General features: G+C 55.8%; 17 protein-coding genes and 1 pseudogene. 13 read left to right on the forward strand and 5 right to left on the reverse strand.

Going from position 1 to position 24,497, the window contains the following annotated elements; all coding sequences use genetic code 11:
- The first annotated feature begins 41 nt into the window (after positions 1 to 41).
- Positions 42 to 1,043: a transcriptional regulator FtrA gene (gene ftrA, locus M2418_RS13430; protein WP_250984948.1), complete on the forward strand. Its 1,002-nt coding sequence runs from the start codon at positions 42 to 44 to the stop codon at positions 1,041 to 1,043.
- On the opposite strand, the gene M2418_RS13435 is transcribed toward ftrA, so the two are convergent.
- On the reverse strand, positions 1,044 to 2,414 hold the full coding sequence (locus tag M2418_RS13435; protein ID WP_250984949.1) for a sigma-54 dependent transcriptional regulator: 1,371 nt from the start codon (positions 2,412 to 2,414) through the stop codon (positions 1,044 to 1,046). It lies immediately after the preceding gene.
- Between the two features lie 2 nt (positions 2,415 to 2,416).
- Positions 2,417 to 4,258 carry an ATP-binding protein gene (locus M2418_RS13440; RefSeq protein ID WP_250984950.1) on the reverse strand — a complete coding sequence of 614 codons (1,842 nt, stop codon included), beginning with the start codon at positions 4,256 to 4,258 and terminating at the stop codon, positions 2,417 to 2,419.
- A gap of 242 nt (positions 4,259 to 4,500) precedes the next feature.
- Here M2418_RS13440 and M2418_RS13445 point away from each other — a divergent pair, with 242 nt between their 5' ends.
- Together M2418_RS13445 and M2418_RS13450 are read left to right on the forward strand one after the other, a co-directional pair.
- Positions 4,501 to 5,841: a dicarboxylate/amino acid:cation symporter gene (locus tag M2418_RS13445; protein ID WP_250984951.1), complete on the forward strand. Its 1,341-nt coding sequence runs from the start codon at positions 4,501 to 4,503 to the stop codon at positions 5,839 to 5,841.
- A 137-nt stretch (positions 5,842 to 5,978) separates the two neighbouring features.
- Positions 5,979 to 6,416: pseudogene (locus M2418_RS13450) on the forward strand (EamA family transporter).
- An 18-nt stretch (positions 6,417 to 6,434) separates the two neighbouring features.
- On the opposite strand, the gene M2418_RS13455 reads toward M2418_RS13450, so the two are convergent.
- Positions 6,435 to 8,789 carry a response regulator transcription factor gene (locus M2418_RS13455; RefSeq protein ID WP_259147395.1) on the reverse strand — a complete coding sequence of 785 codons (2,355 nt, stop codon included), beginning with the start codon at positions 8,787 to 8,789 and terminating at the stop codon, positions 6,435 to 6,437.
- 137 nt (positions 8,790 to 8,926) lie between these two features.
- On the opposite strand from M2418_RS13455, the gene M2418_RS13460 reads away from it, so the two are divergent.
- The 10 genes from M2418_RS13460 (at position 8,927) to M2418_RS13505 (ending at position 21,642) form a co-directional block, all read left to right on the forward strand.
- Positions 8,927 to 9,955 carry an ABC transporter permease gene (locus M2418_RS13460; protein ID WP_192489084.1) on the forward strand — a complete coding sequence of 343 codons (1,029 nt, stop codon included), beginning with the start codon at positions 8,927 to 8,929 and terminating at the stop codon, positions 9,953 to 9,955.
- The gene (locus M2418_RS13465) at positions 9,955 to 10,836 is read left to right on the forward strand and encodes an ABC transporter permease (protein ID WP_192489083.1); all 882 of its coding nucleotides are present in this window, start codon (positions 9,955 to 9,957) and stop codon (positions 10,834 to 10,836) included. The genes M2418_RS13460 and M2418_RS13465 overlap by 1 nt, the downstream gene beginning before the upstream one ends.
- 3 nt (positions 10,837 to 10,839) lie before the next feature.
- Positions 10,840 to 12,486, forward strand: a complete 1,647-nt coding sequence (nikE, locus tag M2418_RS13470) for an ABC transporter ATP-binding protein (protein ID WP_250984952.1) — start codon at positions 10,840 to 10,842, stop codon at positions 12,484 to 12,486.
- Positions 12,487 to 12,500: 14 nt separating this feature from the next.
- The gene (locus M2418_RS13475; protein ID WP_259147117.1) at positions 12,501 to 14,057 is read left to right on the forward strand and encodes a hydantoinase/oxoprolinase family protein; all 1,557 of its coding nucleotides are present in this window, start codon (positions 12,501 to 12,503) and stop codon (positions 14,055 to 14,057) included.
- The gene (locus M2418_RS13480) at positions 14,050 to 15,186 is read left to right on the forward strand and encodes a DUF917 domain-containing protein (RefSeq protein ID WP_250984954.1); all 1,137 of its coding nucleotides are present in this window, start codon (positions 14,050 to 14,052) and stop codon (positions 15,184 to 15,186) included. The genes M2418_RS13475 and M2418_RS13480 overlap by 8 nt, the downstream gene beginning before the upstream one ends.
- A 39-nt stretch (positions 15,187 to 15,225) precedes the next feature.
- Positions 15,226 to 16,821: an ABC transporter substrate-binding protein gene (locus M2418_RS13485; RefSeq protein ID WP_259147120.1), complete on the forward strand. Its 1,596-nt coding sequence runs from the start codon at positions 15,226 to 15,228 to the stop codon at positions 16,819 to 16,821.
- A gap of 167 nt (positions 16,822 to 16,988) precedes the next feature.
- Positions 16,989 to 18,065, forward strand: a complete 1,077-nt coding sequence (locus M2418_RS13490; RefSeq protein ID WP_250984956.1) for a DUF917 domain-containing protein — start codon at positions 16,989 to 16,991, stop codon at positions 18,063 to 18,065.
- Positions 18,062 to 19,600, forward strand: a complete 1,539-nt coding sequence (locus M2418_RS13495; protein ID WP_259147124.1) for a hydantoinase/oxoprolinase family protein — start codon at positions 18,062 to 18,064, stop codon at positions 19,598 to 19,600. Before M2418_RS13490 ends, M2418_RS13495 begins: the two co-directional genes overlap by 4 nt.
- 42 nt (positions 19,601 to 19,642) lie before the next feature.
- Complete coding sequence (locus M2418_RS13500) at positions 19,643 to 20,587, forward strand: isoaspartyl peptidase/L-asparaginase family protein (protein WP_250984958.1); 945 nt, start codon at positions 19,643 to 19,645, stop codon at positions 20,585 to 20,587.
- Between the two features lie 11 nt (positions 20,588 to 20,598).
- Positions 20,599 to 21,642 (forward strand): dipeptidase, encoded by a 1,044-nt coding sequence (locus M2418_RS13505; protein WP_259147129.1) that lies wholly within the window; start codon positions 20,599 to 20,601, stop codon positions 21,640 to 21,642.
- Positions 21,643 to 21,719: 77 nt separating this feature from the next.
- Here the strand turns inward: M2418_RS13505 and M2418_RS13510 are convergent, their stop codons facing one another.
- Complete coding sequence (locus M2418_RS13510; protein ID WP_259147131.1) at positions 21,720 to 22,994, reverse strand: FAD-binding oxidoreductase; 1,275 nt, start codon at positions 22,992 to 22,994, stop codon at positions 21,720 to 21,722.
- Positions 22,991 to 24,490 (reverse strand): tripartite tricarboxylate transporter permease, encoded by a 1,500-nt coding sequence (locus M2418_RS13515; RefSeq protein WP_259147133.1) that lies wholly within the window; start codon positions 24,488 to 24,490, stop codon positions 22,991 to 22,993. The genes M2418_RS13510 and M2418_RS13515 overlap by 4 nt, the downstream gene beginning before the upstream one ends.
- Positions 24,491 to 24,497 lie beyond the last annotated feature (7 nt).

Here is a 24,497-nt window from a genome sequence, read left to right on the forward strand (position 1 = left end):
CTGATTGCAAATTGGCGTAAATGCCAATAAACGTAAAAATCATGCCAAATGTAACAGATAGTCTGCAGCCTCCAAACGGCCCTCTCGTTGTAGCCTTGCTCTATGACCAGCTTTGCACGTTCGAATTTGGTATCGTTGCCGAAGTTTTTGGTCTGTCGCGCCCGGAGATGGGGGAGAACTGGTATCGGTTCGCCAGTTGCGCGGTGGAGGACGGGCCGATGCGTGCCCATGGCGGGCTACGTGTAACGGCGGATGCGGGTCCCGAGCTGCTGGACATCGCCGACATCATCATTGTGCCGGGCTGGAAGGGGGCTGATGCTGCTGTCCCGCCGGAGTTGTGTGATCGTTTGCGAGCGGCGCATGCGCGGGGAGCGCGTTTGGCATCAATATGTTCGGGTGCATTTGTGCTTGCTGCAACGGGCTTGCTGGACGGCGGGGTCGCGACCACCCATTGGCGTTACGCGGAGGCGCTGCGATCGCGTTATCCGGACGTGTCCGTGGATGATGCGTCCCTCTATCGTTCCCATGACCGCATCTATACTTCGGCCGGCAGTGCCGCTGGTATCGATTTGATGATTGAAATTGTACGTCAGGATTTTGGTGCCGTTGCGGCCAATTCAGTGGCAAGGCGTCTGGTGATGCCGGCACACCGTACCGGAGGGCAAGCACAGTTTCTCGAACGCCCGGTTGCGAGACGTGACGGTGTTGAGATTTCTCCGCTTTTGGACGCCGTGCGGTCCGATCTCTCCCGCTCGTGGACCATCACCGAGATGGCGCGTTTCTGCCGAATGAGTGAGCGGACGTTTCTCAGGCGTTTTACTGAAGCAACGGGTGCTGCACCAGGCCAATGGCTGACACATGTGAAGGTTGATGCAGCAAAACAACGCCTTTGTCAGGGGCGCGAGCACATGGAAGACATTGCCATGGCGGTCGGGTTTGGAAGTGCGCACACACTTCGTCATCACTTCCGGCAAACCATGGGCATCAGTCCGGCGGAATATCGCGCCCGGTTCATGAACGAACAGGTTCGCTTGCCGGTGTAATCAGGCAGAGACATTTTTTTTGGCCGTGTAATCGGCGCGATTTATGCCATGCCGTTGCAGCTTGTCGTAGAATGTCTTGCGCGCAATGCCGAGCGCGGCGATGGTTGAAGCGACGTCACCATCATTTTGCACGAGAGTTTCATGAATGATCTGTGCCTCATGCCGATCAATGCGCTCTGTTAGCGTGCCAGACGCTTTGGCTTCTTCTTTCGGAGGGATGCCAGACAGTGTTCCACTTTCCAGCCCAAGAGCGACGCGTTCGGCGAAATGGCCAAGTTCCCGGACATTGCCCGGCCAGTCGTGATCTGCCAGATGACGCGAGACGCTGGCGGAGATTTGCGGAACCGGCATGTTGAAGCGTTTGGTGGCGCGCGACAGAAAATGGGAAAACAACATCGGAATATCCTCCCGACGCTCCCGTAACGGCGGGATGGACAATGTGACAACGTTCAATCGGTAATAGAGGTCGTCCCGAAACTGGTCGCGGCGTGCCGGATCGCCAAGATCGACCTTGGCGGCTGCAACAACACGGATGTCTACGGATCTTTCGTCATTGGAGCCTAGCGGAGAAACCTCCCGCATTTCAAGGACACGCAGCATCTTCACCTGCACCGCTAGCGGCATGCTCTCAATTTCATCCAGGAACAGCGTACCACCACTCGAGTGCTCAATGCGGCCGACGCGTTTTTTCTGCGCGCCGGTGAAAGCCCCTGCCTCATGACCGAAAAGCTCGCTTTCAATGACGCTTTCCGGCAGTGCACCGCAGTTCAACGCGACGAAGTTGCCTTTCGAGCGCTTTTTGCTCCAGCGGTGCAGGGCCGTCGCGACCACTTCTTTACCGCTACCGGTCTCTCCCGCCACGAGCACGTCGACGTCGGCATCGGCGATATGGCGGATGGTGTCGCGAAGACGCTGCATGGCAGGCGTTTGGCCAATCAGCGGCAGGTCGCCTTCCGCCTGTTCGGCGGCCATCTTCAAGGCGCGGTTTTCCATGATGAGTTGACGTTTTTCCAGCGCCCGCATTGCGCTTTCCACCATGCGCTCGGCGGCAAATGGTTTGGTCATGAAATCATAAGCGCCGTTACGCAACGCTTCGACGGCCATCGGGATATCGCCGTGGCCCGTCATCAGGATGACGGGCAGATCGGCATCGACAATGCGGACTCGCTCGAAAAATTCCAGTCCATCCATTCCAGGCATACGCACGTCACTGATAATGACACCGTCAAACTCGGCAGATAACGCATCCAATGCCAGTTTTGCACCGGGAAAGGACGTTACCTCAAGGCCTGCCAGCTCCAGTGTTTGGCGCATTGCCTTGCGCAATGCGGAGTCGTCATCGACGAGAAATACCTTGCCTGAAATGCCCATGATCATGCCTTTTTGAGATAGACGGAGAAGCAGGTTCCACTCGGATTGCTTTCCACCTCGATACGTCCGCCATAGTCAGCGGCAATTTCGCGGGAGATAACCAGCCCAAGCCCAAGTCCGCCGTCTTTCGATGTGTTGAAGGGCGTGAACAGGGCCTCAAGAATGTCTGGCGCAATGCCCGGTCCGTTGTCTGCAACGCTCAAGACCACCTGATCGGCAGCTTCGCGCACGCTGATCGTCACCTGACCACCGGCCTTGTCTTCAACTGCTTCGAGCGCATTCTGGAGAAGGTTGATCACGATCTGCTCCAGCCGGATCGGGCTGCCAGACACCATCAAGGTTTCAGCGGGAAGAGCGATATTCAGCGCCTCCATATGACCTGCGAAACGGCTGCGCAGCAGCACGACTGCACCTTCGATGACAGCCTTGACTCTGACAGGCTGTGCAGCCGCCCTGCCCTTGCGGGCCAATATCTTAAGATCACTGGTGATGACACCAATGCGCTCCGTCAACGCAGCAATGTCTTTCATGTTTTCGTCGGCTTCTTCCAGCCGCTGGCGGTTCATGAGAGTGCGTGCATTATCCGCAAAGGCGCGGATCGTCGCGACAGGCTGGTTGATTTCATGAGCGACGCCAGCTGCCACCTGTCCGAGAATGGCCAGCCGGTTTGCCTTTACAAGTTCCTGCTGGACAGTTTGCAATTCTCGGCCGGTCTGCTGGTGGCCGCTGATTTCTGTTTCCAGCTGGTCCATGGCACTTTGCAGGTCACGTGTTCGTTCATCCACCCGGCGTTCCAGCTCAGCGCGGGCCTTGGCGGCAACTTCTTCCGCTTGTCGGGCTTTTTGGCGCCGTCGCAACCACAAACCAGACAATACGATAAGCGGCATCATGCCGGCCAGCATCAGGAGACGCATCCTCTGCACCTCTACCATCAAGGTAGGTTCAACCGGCAAAAGATAATGCAAGTGCCATGAGGTGGTGGGTACCGGCAGGATGAAACGTAGATAGTCACCACTGTTGACGGCGGGTGAATTGATGTGGATCAGCTCCGTCGAATTGTCGATAAAGCGCAACGAGGAAAATGGCAGCAGATCAAGTGTCTCATTACCAAATTGCAGGCTGTCGGCAATGGTGCGGCGGGTCTGTTGGTCTATGGGTTTGATTGTGTCAAAGCGCCATGCCGAAATACTCGTCATCAGCACAACGCCGTTGGCATCAGCGACATAAACCGGTTTGCCACCTATTCTCCAGTCAGCCTCCAGACGGTTGAATTCGACCTTCGCGATGACAACACCAAGTGCTTTGCCGTCTTCAGAATCCACACGTCGTGATATGTATAGGCCGGGTTTGCGGCTGACATTTCCCAGGGCGTAGTGCTCGGCCATGCCTGTGCGCATTGCAAGGCTGAAGTAGTCCCGGAAGGAATAGCTGGTGCCGACAAAACTGTCTGCGGCACGCCAATTGCTGGATGCTATTGCGACGCCATTCGGGCCTGTCACGTAAATCACCGAGGCCTGTGTGCCTTCGATCAGTCCCTCCAGTTTGCGGTTAAGCCGATCTACTGCGGCACCGCCAGTTTCCAGAGCGGCAACGAGGTCCCTGTCGCCTGATAACACAAGCGGCAGGGCGCGGGGCCGCTCCAATGCAACATTCAGAAGCGCGACTTTCAATTGCCCGTCAGTTGAGGCGTCCTGCTGTAAGGCCTTGATGGTTTCTGTTCGGCCAAGTTCGCCTGCGACATAAATCGCCACCACCACAATTACAGCCCAGATAAACGCAAACAGCCACCACGGCCTTTGAGCGGCATCGATATGTTTGAACCGGGATGCGGTGAATATAGTCATCGTTTACCTTGTGCGTATTTTCACACAAAAGGCAATATTTCTGCGCGGGATTCTACACGATTCCAAATTTCGTGAAGCTGCTTCAAGAAATTAAATCGATTTATTTCAGTTGTTTATCTGATTTTTTCTGTCTTGGCACGGTGTTTGCAAAAGCGTCATCAAGCGGTCGCGAGGCCCCAGACCAAACAAGGCTGACCGGGAGGCCCCTATAAAAGGCAGGTCCAGCCGAGGAGGAGAAAATCATGATTGATAGTACAGCTGTGGCTGCAAGCCATGTCCGCATGCCATTTTACCGTCACCTGTATTTCCAGGTGCTGGTTGCCATTCTGGCCGGTATTCTTCTGGGCCATTTTTGGCCGTCCATCGGTGAGCAGCTGAAGCCATTGGGTGATGGTTTCATTCGTCTGGTCAAGATGATCATTGCACCTGTTATTTTCTTGACCGTTGCGACCGGTATTGCCGGTATGAACGACATGAAGAAGGTCGGACGTGTTGCCGGCAAGGCGATGATCTACTTCCTGACCTTTTCCACGCTTGCGCTGGTCGTTGGTCTGATTGTTGCAAACGTTGTTCAGCCGGGTGCCGGCATGAATATCGACCCTGCGTCTCTCGATGCGACGGCGGTTGCGACCTATGCCGACAAGGCGCATGAGCAGACGATCACCGGCTTTTTGATGAACATCATCCCGACCACCATTGTCGGCGCATTTGCCAGCGGTGACATTCTCCAGGTGCTGTTCTTCTCGGTGCTCTTCGGTATTTCACTTGGTGTCGTTGGTGAGAAAGGCAAGCCGGTCGTCGACTTCATGCATGCCATGATGTACCCGATCTTCAAGCTGGTCGCGATCCTGATGAAGGCTGCTCCTATCGGTGCATTCGGCGCCATGGCTTTCACAATCGGAAAATATGGCATTTCGTCGGTCACCAATCTGGCGATGCTCATTGGTACCTTCTATCTGACATCGCTGATCTTCGTGCTGGTTATCCTTGGCGCTGTCGCCCGTTACAATGGCTTCTCCATTCTGGCGCTTATTCGCTACATCAAGGAAGAGCTGCTGCTGGTTCTCGGTACATCGTCTTCGGAAGCTGCGCTTCCGGGCCTGATGAGCAAGATGGAAAAGGCCGGCTGCAAACGCTCGGTTGTCGGTCTGGTTATCCCGACCGGTTATTCCTTCAACCTTGACGGTACCAACATCTACATGACGCTTGCGGCTCTGTTCATTGCGCAGGCAACAGGTATTCACCTGTCGTTCGGTGAGCAGATCCTGCTGTTGCTGGTTGCGATGCTCAGCTCGAAGGGTGCTGCTGGTATCACCGGTGCCGGTTTCATCACGCTTGCTGCAACGCTGTCCGTTGTTCCTTCCGTTCCGGTCGCTGGCATGGCGCTCATTCTCGGTATCGACCGCTTCATGTCCGAGTGCCGCGCACTGACCAACTTCGTTGGTAATGCCGTTGCCACTATCGTCGTTGCTCGTTGGGAAGGTGAACTTGATCAGGCTCAGCTTCAGCGGGTTCTGAACGGTGAAGAAATTGCCAGCATCGATGTGATCGACAGCACGCCGATGCCGCAGCCTGCCGAATAAAATCGCGCAAGGCGAAAGAACAGAACCCGGCTTCCTCAGGTGGCCGGGTTTTTCTTTGCCCTGAAAACAGACTTGCGGCGGCTGCGTTGCGGTGCAATGACTGAACCCGAACCTTCTGCTGTTTCCGAGATCAAAAAATGAAAAGTGTTTTTGCTTCATGGCCTTTCTGTGCATTGCTGTCGGCTGCTTTCGCCGCCTTGACGGCGATTTTTGCCAAGATTGGTGTCGAGAATGTCAATTCCGACTTTGCAACATTCATTCGCACCATTGTCATTTTTTGTGCCGCCGGTCTGATGGTGTACATCACCGGTAACTGGCAGCAACCATCCGGCATTTCCGGACGGACCTAGCTGTTTTTGGTGCTTTCCGGCCTTGCGACCGGAGCCTCGTGGATTTGTTATTTTCGTGCACTGAAGCTCGGTGATGCCGCTCGTGTGGGACCGATCGACAAACTCAGCGTCGTGTTTGTAGCCGTATTTGCAGTTCTGTTTCTGGGGGAACGATTGTCGCTGCCGAACTGGCTTGGCGTTGCTCTCATCGCGTGCGGCGCGGTACTGGTCGCTTACCGAGGATAAGGCAGTGAGGGCGCCATTTCAGAGCCAGCCGAGTGCGGTGGCGGCTCTGATTGCTTCGGCGCGGCGGCTGCAGTCGAGCTTTCGAAACAGGTTTCCAAGGTGGAACTTGACGGTGACTTCCGAAATATTAAGGGCTTGAGCGATTTTTTTGTTGGACATGCCGCCAGCCAGAAATTGCAGCATCTGTACTTCGCGTTGAGACAATCCGCCATGGATTGCGCGGGCTTGCGGGGAGTTCACTGAAGCTGCAAAAATCGCCAAAGCAGCGCGCACATCAGACGAGGTTTCGATGAAGCTGCGTATTCGACGATTTTCGAGAAGCGGCGACAGAAAGATTCGTTCTTCGGAAAGAACGCCATTGCAGCCGAGGCGCGTTGCAGTTTCCAGTGCCAGCAAGATATTGGCGCGTGCCGCGGCATTGTCACGGCGTTGATGGGCCGTATAGCTTTGCCAGATCAGCAGCGCCACCCTCTCGCGATTGGTGACTTTCGGATTGGCAATTAGTGCATCGATCTGTCGTGGCAGATAGTTGCGGGGCGTCCAGACGTGAACCGCATCTCTAAGCCAGGCCATGACGTAGGTGATCTCGTCACGCCGCGTCAGTCGGGTCAGTTCTTCTTCGGCACTTTCGACCCAGTTTTTACCCATCGGCATACGGATGGAAGTCAGTGTCGCAGCAGCTTCCGACCAGCGGTTGGTATTTTGGTAGGCTATCGCGGTGCGGATTTCCATCATCGCATGAAACTGCAATCCTTCAGACAGGTGTATCCACAAGCCATCCAGAAATCCCGGCCTTATGGTCATCGGGAAATGGTCCATGACGATCTGGGTCGCATAATGCAGAGCAAACTGCATGAGGCTCGGCCAGATCTCAGCGGCCGCGAAGTGCTCAAAGTCTTTCTGGATGAATTCCAGCAGATCGCGTGGGCGGCCTGATTCGTAGTTTATGCAGGCTTCCGCCAGCCGCAACATGCGCCTTTCTTGCGGGACTTCGTGCGTGACCTGCTCCAATCGTTCACGTGCATCTTGCGCTGCCCGCCGTGCAATCAGCGCATCGCCGCTCATCAATCGCAGCACGATCTGGTGCAGGTGGATGAAGAATTCGAGAAGTGGTTGACCGCCCATTTTGCGCAGATAGATAAGCGCTCGGGCAGCCGCAGCTTCCGCCTCACGGAAGTTACGGCGGCGGATTTCGAACTCAAGAAGGGCGTTGTAGTAGCCGGCCCATTTGCCATGGTCACCCATTGGGTAATCCGCCATGAATTCACCAAGGCGGGTAATCATCGCATCGTTGGGTGTCAGGTCTTCCGTAATCATCAGATTCAGACGGAAAGTGCGGGCAGCAAAGGAAAAGCGCGAACCGTTTGCCAGAGCCTTGAATGGATCAAGGTAATCTGAACCAAGATGCTTACCGACGAGATGGCGCACGCGCTGCAACTCACCCTGCTTGAGCAGTGCTCTGCATACCGCAAACAATACCGTTTCGTTAGAGGCAATCATGTCATGCGAGAAGTGCATGATGATGTTTTGAAACGCATTGACACTGCTGCGATAGATAAGTTCACGCCCATGAGCGCGCGCTAGAATTTGCGCGGCATGTGTTTCGTATCCCTTGTCCAGCAGCAGAGCCATGGCTTGTAGCGCGCGGCCCGCCTTTTCCAATGCGGAAGCCAATTCGACGACTGCGATGCTGTTTTCCAGAACTTGGAGACGTTCCTGCACTGCAATCGTCAACAGTCGTATCAGGTCTTTGTGCTGTTGCGGATGACGTGTCAGAAACGGCGGTAACTGACTTGCCCAGGGTTGATGCGCGGCGCCATCAGGCGCTTCAAGCCATATCGAAAGCGCCATGGTCTGTTCCGGCGAGAGATGGCTTAAGAAGGTTTCGCGCAAATAGTCGCAACAGGTGTCATCATCGATGTTGCCCTGAAGTGGCAAAAAGGCTGGCCAACCGGCGTAACCTTCCCGCATCGATGCTGCGCTCGCCGCTGGTAGCGCATTAAGCTCTTCATCGGAAAAGGTCAGGTCTTCAGCGCCGATCGTTGTCGAGCCATGATGCAATATCTGCCGACCAAGACCGCTGATACGTTGTTCGGGGCGACAGGCGATAATGACCGTGGTCACGGTTTGAAGGGTTGCGGCCGGTATCTTGGCTGTTCGTGCAGCGACCGGGACATCCCATAAAAGCCAACCGTCTTTTACATCCTCAGTTTTGGGATGTGTTGACGTGCAAACAGAACGTTCCGTCAAGCCGGCGAACAGTTTTAACAGGCTGGTTTTCCCCGCTCCTGCCGGTGCCCGCAAAAAGATGACGCTTGCAGTTTCCTGCAGGATGCGTTGGCACAGATGAGGGCGTGGAAGCATGACATTCATGCCGAATGGATAGGCTATAGGCATGCAAAAACCTATACTATAACGACAAAAAACTATACTTTTTTGTGGTTGCTGATCCCTTGTTATCTGGTGATGTTGATGCATCAAAAAGCCGATGCACAAGGAAACACCCGCTGATGCAGCAACATCCGTTGATCGCAATTATGACCCGGCTTGGTACATTCGTGCTTGTCATGATTGCCCTGTCCATCATGATTTTTGCATTGGCGCGTGTGGTGCCGGGCGATCCAGCCCGTATGGCTCTCGGCCCTGCTGCCACGCAGGAACAGGTTGAGGCGCTACGCCTGCAGATGGGTCTGGATAAGCCTCTAGCCCTGCAATATGTCGATTATGTCAAAAATGCTCTGCACGGGGATCTCGGCATGTCGCTGGTGTCGCAGCGCCCGGTCACGACGGACCTTGCTCAGACTGTTCCCGCGACCGTTGAACTGGTGCTGGTATCCGTCATATTCATGTTTCTGGTCGCAATACCCCTTGGGGTCATCACCGCGCATTATCGCGATAGAGGGCTCGATCATCTCGGACGCATTCTGTCCCTGACCGGGGTCACCATTCCGAGCTTTCTGTTTGCCATTACCCTGCAGCTGCTGGCTGCCAGGTACATCAGTGGCTGGCCAATCATTGGGCGGCTGGACCATTCACTTGGCTGGCAAGGTGGACCAACCGGTTTCATTCTGGTCGATGGTCTACTGGCCGGTCGTTTTGATGTGGTCGGCGATGCTCTCAAACATCTCGCACTGCCAGCATTTGCGCTGTCCATGGCCGGTATCGGACAGATCACCCGCATTACCCGCTCCTCGATGATCGAAAATCAGCGCAAGGATCACGTGCTGACGCTGCAGAGCTTCGGCGTGCCTGAACGGGTCATCATCTTCCGTTACCTCTTGAAGCTGTCATCCATCGCACCCTTGACAATCATGGGCCTGGAATTCGCCTCGCTGATCGGCAACGCCTTTGTTATTGAAATGGTTTTTGCCTGGGGCGGTTTTGCTTCCTACGGCCTGAACTCGATCCTTCAGAAGGACCTCAATGCCGTTACCGCCGTGGTTCTGGTCGCCGGTCTGTTCTTCATCGTTGCAAACATGATCGTCGACGTTCTGATCTCGATCATCGACCCACGCCTGCGTCACAAGGAGGCACGCTGATGGCCGATATGAAAATGCTCGACACATCCGACAAGGCGCTGAGTGCCGGTTACATTCTGTGGTACAGGTTTAGCCGCAACCCGGCTGCCGTTATCGGCGCGCTCATCCTGCTCTCGGTCGTTATTCTTGCTGTCTTTGCACCATTTTTGACGCCTTATCCGAAGCATGTTGGCGCAGTGGTTGATTTTCGCGCCAGACACCTGCCTCCCGATGCCCTGCACTGGTTTGGCACGGACAAGGCGGGCCGCGACATCTTTTCGCGCACTGTTTTTGGTCTGCGCATCTCGTTGCTGCTGGTTATCGGCGTGCTGGGTATCTCCGTACCAGTGGGCACAATTCTCGGGTTGGTGGCTGGCTACGTCGGTGGCTGGACAGAGAAATTCATCACCGGCCTTACCAACGTCATGCTGGCGATGCCACCTTTGGTAATGGCGCTTGCCGTGTCTAACCTTCTCGAACCGACACTGATGAACGCGATGATTGCCATTACGCTGTTGTGGTGGACATGGCACGCGCGCCTCATCTATTCGGTATCGAAGTCGATTGCCTCTGAGGATTACATTGAGGCGGCACGCCTTGCCGGCGCCGGTCCCATGCACATTCTTTTCCGGGAAATATTGCCGAATTGCGTGTCGGTTATCTCGGTCAAGACTACGCTTGATGCGGCATTCGTCATCCTGTTCGGCGCGACGCTCAGCTTCCTCGGTTTCGGCGTAAAACCACCTATCCCTGACCTTGGTTCGATGGTGGCCGATGGTCGTCAGTTCATGCCTGAATTCTGGTGGGAAGTGCTCTGCCCCGGTGCCGCTGTTCTCTACGTTACTCTTGGTTTCAACCTGCTGGGCGATGGCCTGCGCGACATGTTCGACGTGGAGAATTGATTGATGACTGAACCGCTTCTTCAGGTTGAGAACCTCAACGTTTCCTTCACGACATATGGTCGTTCGCGTCAGGTGTTGCGCAATGTGGGCTTTACCGTTGCTGCTGGTGAACGTGTTGCACTGATTGGTGAGACAGGTTCGGGAAAATCCGTAACCGCCAAGGCAATCATCGGTACCTTGCCGAAAAATGCTTCGATCACATCCGGCTCGATTGTGGTGGGTGGAAAAGATGTTCTTACCCTGCCAAAAGCAGAACGTGAGGCACTGAAGGGTACGGCATTTTCCCTGATCATGCAGGACCCGTTGTCGTCCTTCAATCCGGTTTTCAGGATTGGTACGCACCTAGATGACGTCATGCGTTTTGCAGACAAACGCAATGGCATCTCGTCATCGAAGTCAGAGCGTCGCAACCGTATCGCCGAGGTGTTGCGTCGCGTGCAGCTGGCAGACACCGAACGTGTCATGAATGCCTATCCGTCGGAACTGTCCGGCGGCATGCGCCAGCGTGTTCTGATCGGTCTTGCCTTGCTGCACCGTCCAAAGCTGCTGATCGCCGATGAGCCGGGTACGGCTCTCGATGTGACCACGCAGGATGAAATTCTCAATCTGATCAATCGCCTGGTCATTGAAGAGAATATGGCCCTGCTGATGATCACCCACAATCTTGGCGTGGTTCGCAAGGTGGCAGACCGCGTGGTGGTCATGCACCATGGCGATATTGTCGAAACCGGCCCATGCTCGGAAATTCTTCATGCGCCGCGCGAGCCCTATACCAACTCTCTACTGAATGCTGTACCGCCGCTTTACGGCCCACGTGTTGTTGATGCGCCGGAAAGTGATCGCGAGCCGATTGTCCGGCTCAATGATCTCAACAAGATTTTCGGCAAGCGCAATGGTTATCACGCCGTTCGTGACGTCACCCTGACATTGCGTGAAGGTGAGATTTTTGGCCTTGCCGGTGAATCCGGTTCCGGCAAGACGACCGTTGCCAGAATGATCATGGGCCTGTCGTCACCGACGTCTGGCAGCCTGTCCATTGATGCGCCAGCACCGGCGCGCGGTAAACGCCTGACCCAGATTGTTTATCAGAACCCGGGCACATCGCTGAACCCCAAACGGTCTGTCCGACAGACGCTGACCTTGCCTTTGAAATCGATTGGCATGGACAAGACCGCCCGCGAAGCACGGATGCTGGAGTTGATGGATCTGGTCCGTCTGCCACAATCTTATCTCGCCAAGTATCCTCACGAATTGTCGGGTGGCCAGAAACAGCGTGTCGCGATTGCACGCGCTTTGGCGGCCGAACCGAAGATACTCATTCTGGACGAGCCGACGGCCGCTCTTGATGTGTCTGTTCAGAAAACGGTCATCGAATTGCTGGAGCAACTGCGACAGGAACTCGGACTGACCTACCTGATGATTTCCCATGACCTTTCGCTCATGCGCAACTTCTGTTCGCGCATCGCAATCATGCTGCGTGGTGAAATCGTCGAAGAAGGTTCAACGCGCGAGGTCTTTGCCGATCCGCAACACCCTTACACCCGCGCACTAATTGCCGCGATCCCTGTCGTTACCGATGAGGAAGAGCGCGAAAAACCCACCGTCACCGAAGAAGAGCGCTTGCGCTTTCTGGTGAAAACAACGGACTGATGAGAGGAGCTGACGTGTATCGCGTTGGAATTGATGTAGGCGGCACCAATACGGATGCTGTAGTCCTGAAGGATAAAACTGTACTGGCGGGAGTTAAGGCTTCCACCACGGAGGATGTGACATCCGGCGTTCTCGAGGCGCTCGAAAAGGTTATCGAGGCGTCGGGTATTGATCGCAGTGTGATCTCCGCTGTGATGATCGGCACGACACACTTCACCAATGCCGTCATTGAGCGACGTCATATGGAAGAGGTGGCCGCTATCCGTCTTGGCCTGCCATCGGGCGCAGGTTTGCCACCGATGGTGGATTGGCCAGAAGATCTGCGCAAGATCGTTGGCAATCATGGCTATCAGGTCAAGGGTGGTTATGAGTTCGATGGCCGCGAAATCTCGCCGTTGGACGAAGATGCCATCGTGCGGATCGCCAGCGACATTCGCGTCAAGGGCCTGAAGGCTGCTGCCGTGACTTGTGTGTTCAGTGGTATCAACGATGCCATGGAACTGCGCACCAAGGAAATTCTGCAACAGCATTGCCCAGGTCTTCCTGTTGTGATGTCGAAGGACATCGGTCGCCATGGCCTGCTGGCGCGTGAAAGCGCCGCGATCATGAACGCAAGCCTGCTTTCTCTGGCAGACCGGACTGTCGCGGCATTTGGCAAGGCGCTTGCCACTGCTGGCATCACCTGCCCGTTTTACATCACACAGAACGACGGCACGTTGATGGCTGCCGACGTTGTCCGGGCTTTCCCTGTTCTGACATTTGCGTCTGGCCCAACCAACTCGATGCGTGGTGCGGCATTCCTGACTGGTCTCAAGGATGCAGTTGTGGTTGACGTTGGCGGTACAACATCGGATGTCGGCTCCCTGTCGCACGGTTTCCCGCGTCAGGCCTCGACAACTGTGGACATCGGTGGCGTACGCACCAACTTCCGTATGCCAGATGTGTTCTCCATCGGCTTGGGTGGCGGTTCGCTGGTATTGAACGGTGCTTCTGAAATCACCGTAGGGCCGAAGTCAGTTGGTTACCGTGTCCGTGAAGAAGCTCTGTGCTTTGGCGGTGCGACATTAACCGCGACCGATATCGCTGTTGCTTCCGGCAAGGCCGATGTTGGCGAAAAGGCACTGGTTGAAACGCTCGACAGCAAGTTGGTCAAGGCTGCTGCTGCCAAGATCAATTCCATGCTGGAAGCCTGCGTTGAGCGCAGCCGTATTTCCTCTTCTCCAGTTCCGGTTATCGCCGTCGGTGGCGGTTCCATCCTGATGCCAGAGCGGATCGGTGATCTTGAAGTGATCCGCCCGGACAACTTCGCAGTTGCCAATGCCGTTGGTGCAGCGATTGCGCAGATCAGCGGCGAAACCGACCGCGTTTTCTCGCTGGTTGAAGGCCGTACACGCGAAAGTGCACTTGCAGAAGCGGAAGCTGAAGCCCGTGAAAAGGCAATTGCTGCCGGTGCCCTGCCAGAAACGCTTGAGGTTATCGAACGTGAAGACATGCCGCTGGCCTACCTGCCGGGTAACGCCACCCGCATTCATGTGAAAGTAGTTGGAGAAATGGGAGGCCATCATGGCTGAGACGCGCAAGTTGAAATATGACGAGGCCAACCTGCGCACGCTGACGGTTGAAGATCTTGACGCGCTTGAAATCGGCTCGGGCATTCTAGGTACGGGCGGCGGCGGTAATCCTTATCAGGGCAAGCTGCTGGTGCTTGAAGCGATGAAGGCCGGTTATGAGATGAAAATTCTCGCGACCGACGCCATTGAGCCCGACGCGCTCTGCATGTCGCTTGGCGGTATCGGTGCACCAGTGGTTGGTGTCGAGCGCATTCGTGAAGGCCGTGAAGGTCTGCGTTGCCTGCGGGCCATGGAAGAACTTATCCGTGCGCCAATCGACGCAATCGTCTGTGAAGAAATCGGCGGTGCGAACTCCATGAACCCGCTGGTTACAGCGGCACTTGGCGGTTTGCCTATTCTGGACTGCGACGGTATGGGCCGCGCCTTCCCAGAAATGCAGATGACAACCTTCTCGATCTATGGCCACAGCTCAACGCCGTCTGTGATGTGTGACCTGCATGGCAATGCAGTGATCTTCAGTCACGCGGTATCGGAAGTCTGGCATGAACGTATGGCGCGTGCCTGCGTTGTCGCGCAGGGTGGCGGCGCCATGTTGGCCACCGCGCCGATGCAGGCGCACTATGTGCACCAGTACGGCATTCCGAAAAGCTACACCAAGGCAATCGCCATTGGTGAGGCGGTTATCCGTGCCCGCAAGGCACAGGAAGACCCGATCGAAGCCGTTTGTGAACTGGAAGGCGGTCGCCGCATCTTCAACGGCAAGATCACCGATTTGAAGCGTCACCTGCGTGGTGGTTTTGCAGTCGGTGAACTGGAACTGGCAGGTTTCGACGACTTTAGTGGCCAGACGGCTGGCGTCGCAATCCAGAACGAATTCCTGATTTTCCGTCGTAACGGCGAGGTCGAGGTTTGCGTGCCTGACCTGATCGTTCTGCTGGACGTCGACACCGGTTATCCGATCACCACTGAAATGCTGCGTTATGGCCAGCGTGTCGCGGTTATTGCCATCCCTTGCCATGATTTGCTGCGGACTGCCCGCGCCCTTGAGGTCGTTGGTCCTGCTGCATTCGGCTACCCGGACATTGCCTATTCACCCCTGCCTGCGCCGGTTCGTGAGGCTGCGGAATAACAAGCGGGATTTTCCCGCATTACAAAGAGGAGAACTTCCATGAAACTGCATTCCAGATATTCGCGTTTTGCGGCATTAGCGCTTGGTACGGCAATCGCCCTGCCTTTGGGCTTCTCCGCGCAGGCGGCCGATGAAAAGGTGTCGATTGCCGTCAACACCATGCAAATCTTCAGCTCGCTCGACCCTGCCAAGGTCACCGACTACACCGGCTACATGGCCGTTGTGAACATGTATGACGGTTTGACCACCGTGAGTCCATCGGGTGAAGTGGTTCCGCATCTCGCGAAGTCCTGGGACATTTCGGAAGATGGCCTCACCTACACATTCCACTTGCGTGATGACGTAAAATTCCAGGATGGCACGGCCGTTAAGGCATCCGATCTGGTCTGGTCCATCCAGCGGCTGATTGGCATCAACAAGGGCCCATCGAACCTGCTGGTTGGTCTGGTAAACCCTGACAACGTGACCGCGCCTGATGACGCCACCGTCATCGTGAAGCTTGACCGCCAGTTTTCTCCTTTCATGTCGGTCACACCCTTGATGGTTGCGCTGAACGAGAAGCTTATCACTGCCAATGCCAAGCCTGACGACAAGTGGGGCGAAGCCTATGTCGGCGAGCATTCATCTGGCTCTGGCCCATACAGCCTTGTCAGCTACAACCGCTCAGCCGACATGGTCATTGCCCGTAACCCCGATTATTTCGGCGGCTGGAACAAGGGCAAACCGATCGACGAAGTTCGTTTTGTCCAGACAAGCGACGATGCCACAGTAAAAGCTCTGGCTGAGAAAGGTGAACTTGGCCTGACGTCGCACGGTCTCGGTAACGACACCTACGAGTCCATCGGCAAGATGGATGGTTACAAGATCATCCAGACCCGCACGGCTGGCGGATTTGTCATCAAGCTGAACACCAAGGCATACCCGACTGATGACGTTCATGTTCGTCGCGCCATTGCCTATGCAACGGATTACAAGACGATCCAGGAAGTTATCTATCCGGGCTTCGACATGCAGGGTCCGCTTTCGGACGCCTTCAAGGATGCCCATAATGATGGCATCGAGCCGGGCGTTTTTGATCTGGAAAAGGCCAAGGAAGAACTGGCAAAGTCCAAATATGCCGGTCAGCCAATCACGCTCGTCAACAGCTATGTTGCCTCTCTGGCTTTCGAAGCTGAAGTGGCTTTGATGCTGCAGGCCAATCTGGAGCAGATCGGCATCACGCTTGATATCAAGCCAGAGCCATGGAACCGTATTGTTGAGCTCTCTTCGAAACCGGAAACCACTCCAGCCTCAACACAGGTCAACATTTCGCCGACCTACCCTTCGCCGGACGCAATGTTCTACAACCAGTACCACTCGAAAGCGTCTGGCACATGGATGTCGATGGAATGGTTGCAGAACCCGGAAATCGATGCGCTGATCGACAAGGCGCGTGCGACAACCGACGTTGCTGAACAAAATGCAACCTACAAGGAACTGCAGACGAAGATTGCTGAGCTGCAGCCGGATGTCTGGGCTGTTGCACCTAACCGCCGTTACGGTGCGAACAAGTGCCTGCAGGGTTACGAGTTCGTGCCGATGCAGAGCTGGGATCTGAACTTCTCCAATTTCCATTGGGATTGCTCGGCTAACTGATAGGCATACAGAAAATCCGGCCCCGTACATGCGGGGTCGGAAACACAATTTCCCAGAGCATTTACGCATGTTTTGATTGCGAAAATCGCTCTATCTCCTTGTTTTCACGCAATTCCTGAATGCGAGGCGCGCTGCGCTATTTTGCCGGAATTGCTCTAGGGTGAGACATGCTTCAGGAATTCGCAGAAGAAAACATTGAACCGTTGGCCACCGGCGCATGGATTTTGGGTACTGGAGGCGGAGGCAATCCTTACATCTCCACCCTGAACCTCAGACGTCTCTATGCCGAAGGTCGCCGCGTTCAGGTCATGGACCCGATGGCACTTGAAGATGACGACATGGTTGCAGTTGTCTCCAAGATGGGCGCGCCGCTGGTTGGTCAGGAGCGTCTTGGAGACCCTGTCCATCTTGCCCGTGCGGTGGAGGTGATGGAAGATTATCTGGGTAAGCCGTTCCGCGCCATCATGAGCGTGGAAATTGGCGGTTCCAATGCTTTGTCGTCCTTCCTCGCCGCTGCAATGCTGGACCGACCAGTTGTCAATGCCGATGCGATGGGACGTGCCTATCCCGAAGCGCAGATGACGTCATTTGCGATTGGCAATCTACCGATGTTTCCGCTGTCACTGGTTGATGTGCGCGATAACGAGGTGATTGTTACCCGTGCCGCATCGTGGAAGTGGATGGAGCGGATTTCCCGTAAAGTCTGCACCGAGGTTGGCTCGACGGCGGCGACTTGCAAAGCGCCACGCACCGGCAAGGAAGTCAAGGAGTGGGGCATTCACTACACCGTCACCAAGGCGGTGGAACTTGGACGTGCCGTTATGGATGCGCGTGCACGGCATGCTGATCCGGTACAGGCGGTTCTTGACCACGAAGGTGGCAAACAGCTTTTCCGCGGCAAGGTAATTGACGTTGCGCGCGAAACTACCGGTGGCTTCCTGCGCGGTAGCACGGTGATTGAAGGCATGGATGCCGACAAGGGTTCGCGTATGGAACTGGCCTTCCAGAATGAATGGGCTGTCGCCTTCCGCGACGGTTCGCCTGTCGCCATGACGCCTGACCTGCTTTGCCTGCTCGATACGGTTTCCGGCAGTGCTATCGGCACTGAATCGGTGCGCTATGGACAGCGCGTGACGGTCGTTGCTCTGCCCGCACCGGAACTTCTGACAACACCCGCTGGTATTGCTGCGGTTGGTCCCCGCGCCTTTGGCTATGATATAGATTTCAGATCGGTATTTCCATGAAACGCATCGGTATTGACGTAGGCGGCACCAACACGGATGCCGTGCTGATTGATGGCGAAACAATTATCTCTTCCGTCAAGGTTCCAACCACACAGGACGTGCTTTCGGGTGTGAAGGCGGCGTTGGCACATGTCTCCGGGCATCCGCAGGCGGCCGGCACGCCAATCGATGCCGTAATGATCGGAACAACGCATTTTACCAATGCGGTGGTCGAGCGTGCGCGGCTTGAGCGAGTTGCCGCTATTCGCATCGCGCTACCAACCGGCCGTTCCTTACCGCCGATGTGCGATTGGCCGGATGATCTGCGCAGCGCTGTTGATCCGATGATCTTCATGGTGCATGGCGGCCATGAATATGATGGCAGCCCGCTTGTGCCGATGATCCCTGAGGAAATACGTGAAGCGGCAATGAAGATCCGCGACGCGGGCATCACTTCCATTGCGATCTCGGCTACATTTTCGCCGTTGACCACCGAGTGTGAAATCAAGGCCGCAGACATTGTCCGTTCGGTTATTCCGGATGCGCGGATCACGCTGTCGCACACGCTGGGTCGCATTGGCTTGCTGGAACGTGAGAACGTTGCACTTTTGAATGCCGCGTTGCAGACCCTGGGGAAAACGACAGTACAGGCATTTTCGGACGCATTACGCGAAGCGGGCGTAACGGCTCCGTTCTTCCTGACGCAGAATGATGGCACAGTCGCTCTGGCAGATGTCGCTTCGGCAAACCCCGTGCACAGCTTTGCGTCCGGGCCAACCAATTCCATGCGTGGCGCGGCTTTCCTGACCGGATTGACCTATGCGATGGTGGTGGATGTCGGCGGCACGACATCGGACATTGGTTGCCTGATTGGCGGCTTCCCGCGCGAGGCGAACAACATCGTTCATATCGGTGGCGTACGTACGCTGTTCCGCATGCCAGACCTGTTGCCGGTGGCGCTTGGTGGCGGCACCATTATCGACCCTGAAACAGGAACCATTGGTCCTCGTTCGGTGGGTTACCGTATCCTGACAGAAGCACGAGTGTTCGGCGGCAATACGCTGACCACGTCGGATATTGCCGTTGCCGCAGGTCTGATCGAAATGGGTGACAAGGATCGGGTCAAGGATCTGGATCCGACTTTCGTCAAGTCATGCCTTGGCCGCATCCGAGACATGGTCGCTGATAATTTCGATCAGATGAAAACCTCTGCTGAAGATGTGCCATTGATCGCCGTTGGCGGCGGTGCATTTCTGATCCCGGAAAGCATACCTGGTGCGTCGGAAGTGTTGCGTGTTGAAAATGCCGGTGTGGCCAATGCCTTGGGCGCTGCTATGGCGCAGGTATCTGGCGAAGTCGATCAGGTGTTTTCCGGCATGAGCCGCGATGAAGCGCTGGCAAAAGCGGAAGCTGAAGCGCAGGACGCCGCAGTTGCCTCCGGTGCTGGCCGCAGTACTCTCAAGACACTGGAAGTTGAGGATATTCCGATTGCCTATCTGCCGGGCGGCGCACGTCGCGTTCGAGTGCGGGTTATCGGCGATATCGACTTCACCTGAACCTCTTCACCCGCTGATAGCAGGGTATGATCGGAGCATGACATGACTAAAATCGCACTGGCCATACATGGTGGTTGTGGCGTGCTGCCACAGGATAGCATGACGGCGCAGGAATGGGCTGAGGCGCGGCTGGATCTAGGACATGCCTTGCGTGCCGGCTACGCCGTGCTGAAGGCGGGTGGACGGTCGGTTGACGCTGTTGAAGCTGCCGTCGTCGTGATGGAAGACAGCCCGCACTTTAATGCCGGGCATGGCGCGGCACTCAACGAACATGGCCTACATGAACTCGATGCGTCGATCATGGATGGGCAGACGCTGGAAGCTGGAGCGATCAGTGCTTCGCGCGTCATTCGCAATCCGATCAGCGCGGCCCGCGTGCTGATGGAAGACGGTCGCGCCGTTTTCCTGACCGGTCCTGCGGCTGACACCTTTGCTGGAGAAAAGGGTCTGGCCGTTGAACCACAGTCCTACTTCACAACCCCGAAACGCGTTGAGGCCCTGAGAGCGATGAAGGCCCATGCGGCTGCTGGAACTGAAGCAACCGAAAACGAAAAACACGGCACCGTCGGCGCCGTGGCACTGGACGCTGACGGGCATTTGGCCGCCGCCACATCAACAGGTGGTTACACCAACAAACCGGATGGCCGTGTGGGCGATAGTCCAGTTATCGGTGCGGGCACCTATGCCCGCGATGGTGCCTGCGCTGTTTCTGGTACCGGCAAGGGCGAATTTTTTATTCGCTACGTGGTTGGTCATGAAGTGGCGGCGCGCGTGTCTTATCTCGGGCAGGACCTTGAAACCGCAGCCGGTGGACTGATAAACGACGATCTCGCCGCTCACGATATTGGCGCCGGATTGGTTGCTGTTGATGCCACAGGCAATGTGACTGCACCATACAACACGCCGGGCATGTTTCGTGGCTGGGTGACAACGGAAGGCAAGGCCTTTGTTGCCACGCATGAAGAAGTTTATGAGATTACATTGTAAGGACGCTGTGAATGACTGCTGATCTCGTACGTGTGCCCGTATTTGACGGCCACAATGATATCTTGTCCCGCTTGATGCGTGAGGGTGTCGAAGGGGCTGAACAGCGCTTTCTGCAAGGGCAGAACAATGTCCATATCGACATTCCACGCGCTCGTGAAGGCGGTCTGGTCGGCGGGCTTTGTGCCATCTACGTTCCATCACCTGCGGGCGGTCTTGATGCCAATGGTGATCTGCCACGTGCAGAACTGCACAGTGCGATCGACCAGACGATCAGTCAGGCGGCACTCCTCGGGCGGATAGAGGCGCAGTCAGAGGGTGCTTTCACCATCTGCCGGACAGCTGCAGATATCCGCAAGGCCATGGAAAAAGGCAGCTTCGCCGCGGTGTTCCATATCGAAGGCATCGAGGCCGCAGGCCCAGACCTTGATATCGTCCACGTTCTCCACGCAGCAGGCCTGCGGACGCTCGGACCTGTCTGGAGCCGGCCAAACATATTTGCACACGGCGTTCCTTTCCGCTTCGGTCACGACCCCGATATCGGACCTGGTCTGACGGACGCTGGACGTGATCTCATTCGCCTCTGCAATCGTCTAAAGATCATGGTCGATCTTTCGCACATGAATGATGCCGGTTTCCGTGATATCGCAAAAATTTCCGATGCGCCGCTTGTTGCGTCTCATTCAAACGCATTTGCCGTTTGCCCGCACAGCCGCAATGCCACTGACTGGCAGCTTTCGGCCATTCGTGAGACCGGTGGTCTGATCGGTTTAAATTTCGGCGTCAAATTCCTGCATCCGGAAGGTAAGGCCGACCCGAATATGGATATTTCCGTGATGGTGCGGCACATCGACTATCTGGTCGAACATGTCGGTATCGATCACGTCGCATTGGGGTCTGACTTTGACGGTACGTTGATCTCACAGAAGATTGGTGACGCCACGGGCCTGCCGCGCCTGCTGACCGCATTGCGTGATGCCGGTTATGACGAGGAAAGCCTTGTCAAAATTGCGCATGGCAACTGGATTGCGTTGCTCGAACGGACTTGGGGCGCTTGATCCTGCCCTTTTAGCAGGTGTGTCCAATATTCATGTCCCGCACGATAATGTCGTGCGGGATTTTTTGTTTATTACGCTCAGGCAAAAATACGTTTGAAACGCGATGCCGCAAAGGCTGCGATATGCTGCGAGGTTGGTCTACCCGATATGATATCAGCGACGATGCGCCCACTGGCCGGGCCTGTTGCCAGACCGACATGGCCGTGCCCGAATGCATAAATGATGTCACTGGTAGCAGAGGACGGGCCAATGACCGGCAGTCCGTCCGGCGTTGATGGGCGATGCCCCATCCACCAGTCGATACGGTTTTCATCAAAGGCTTTTGTAAGAGCTGGATAGGCACGTTTGGCGTGGCCAAGCAGAATGTCGGCGCGGCTCTTGTCTGGTGACGTGGCTGTACTTGCCAATTCCACCTGCCCGGCAATGCGAAGACCCGCCAATGTCGGGTTGTTTCCCATTTTCCCATCACCAGGCATGATAGGCATAGCACCCGTTACGACGTCATGCGGAATGACAACGTGATAACCGCGCTCGCTTTCCAGCGAAACCTTGTCACCGGCTTCGGCAGCCAGTGTCTTGGAGTGGATGCCAGCGGCGATCACCGCTCGATCGCAGGCGATGCTGCCGGCGTCTGTTTTCACACCTTTCAAGCGACCAGCCGATATATCAAAACCGATTGCCTTGCCATTTACCCTGACGGCCCCGAGCGCAACTGCATGGTCAACGAGGGAGCCGACATATCCACCGGGATCGATGCAATGCCCACCCTGTTTTACCAGCACGCCGAAAGAGTAGGCTTTTGACAGTGCCGGTTCCAACCGATGCAATTCGTCAGATGAAAGCTCGCGGTAAACTACGCCATTGTCGCGGCGCAAACGCCATGCAAGCGCTTCTGCTTCAAACAGCGACCTGTCTGGATATGTGTAGATAAGTCCTTTGCGGACAATCAGATCAGAACGACCAGCCTCCTTGGCAAGCGCTTCATGTCGTGCCGGTGCGTCATGCAGCAGCGATGACAGAATGCGGGCTGTTCGCTCGACTTTGGCAATGGTGGCGCCAGCCGATACGAAGCGCAAAAGCCATGGCGCCAGACGCAGGATATGGCGCCAGCGAATAATCAGCGGGCCGTTGGGGTCAGAGATGAGGCCGGGTACTTTTTTCCACAGGCCGGGCATCGACATGGGGATAATCGAGGCGGGGCTCAACCAGCCGCTATTTCCATAACTTGATGCCTGACGCCCGCCCGGCTGTTCCGGTTCGATGATGGAAACCGAATGCCCATCTCTCAGCAATTCAATAGCGGTCGCTGCACCAACAATGCCTGCACCGATAACGACGACATGCGAGGTCATTCCTGGAACGCCTCCTTGCGCACCGAGCCGAATTTCGGCAGCACGATCAATGCCAGGACGACAACGGCGGCCACCAGAAGACCAGCAGAGATTGGCTTGTCGACAAAAATGCTGAGACTACCGCGTGACAGGAACATGGCGCGACGGAAGTTTTCCTCCAGCATCGGTCCGAGAATAAGGCCCATGACCAACGGCGCAGCGTCGCAATCCAGCTTGGTGAAGATATATCCGAGAATGCTGAAGATCGCCAAAAGCCACAGGTCGAACACCGAGTTACCAAGCGAAAACGCACCGATGGCACAGAACACGATAATCGCAGGATAGAGGTATTGGAACGGCAACGTCAGCAGTTTTGTCCAGATTCCGATCAGTGGGAGGTTCAAGACCAGCAGCATGAAGTTGCCGACCCACATGGAGACTATAACGCCCCAGAAGATTTGCGGGTGATCGCTGATAAGGGTCGGGCCCGGTGCGATGCCCTGCATGATAAGCGCACCGAACATCAGTGCCATCACGGCATTTGCCGGAAGACCAAGCGTCAGAAGTGGTACGAAGGATGTTTGCGCACCCGCATTGTTGGCGCTTTCAGGTGCGGCAACACCCTCGATAGCGCCGTTACCGAACCCTTCCGGTGTTTTGGCAACACGTTTTTCAATCGCGTACGCGGCAAAGGCTGCAAGCAGTGCGCCACTACCGGGGAGTAGACCAAGCAGAGAGCCAATACCCGTGCCGCGCAAGATCGGAGCGGCCATGCGGCGCCAATCCTCACGCGATGGCAACATGGAAAAGAATGGTGCCTTGATCGCGGTTCGGTTTTCTGTGTGTTCAAGGTCCTTGATCAGTTCGCCTATGCCGAAGAGGCCCATGGCGACCACCACGAAGTTCACGCCTGTTGCCAGCTCTTCATAGCCCAGCATGAAACGCGGTGCAGCCGTCTGCACATCCTGCCCGATCATGCCGATCAGAATGCCGGTGAATACCATCGCAAGAGCTTTGGGCAACGATCCGCGCGCAAGAACGATTGAGGCGATAAGGCCGAGGATCATCAGTGAGAAATATTCAGCCGGACCGAAAAGCAGACCAACTTCAGCCAGTGCTGGCGCAAACAGTGCCAGCAACAACGTCGCAACCGTACCGGCAAAGAACGAACCAATGGCAGCCGTCGCCAAAGCCACACCAGCGCGGCCTTTCCGGGCCATCTTGTAACCATCAATGGCTGTGACCACTGATGATGCTTCGCCCGGCAGGTTCAAAAGGATCGCTGTGGTGGAGCCACCATATTGCGCTCCGTAATAGATACCCGCCAGCATGATCAACGATGTCACCGGTTCGAGACCAATTGTAAATGGCAAAAGGATCGACATGGTTGCCGCAGGTCCAAGGCCGGGCAAAACACCGACCAGTGTGCCGAGCAAGGCGCCAATCAGACACCAGAAAAGGTTGACCGGCATAATAGCCTGATCAAGACCGAGGAGAAGAGCGTTGATTGTTTCCATTGGTCTT

It is taken from the genome of Rhizobium sp. BIGb0125 (assembly GCF_024810055.1).
GTDB lineage: Bacteria > Pseudomonadota > Alphaproteobacteria > Rhizobiales > Rhizobiaceae > Agrobacterium.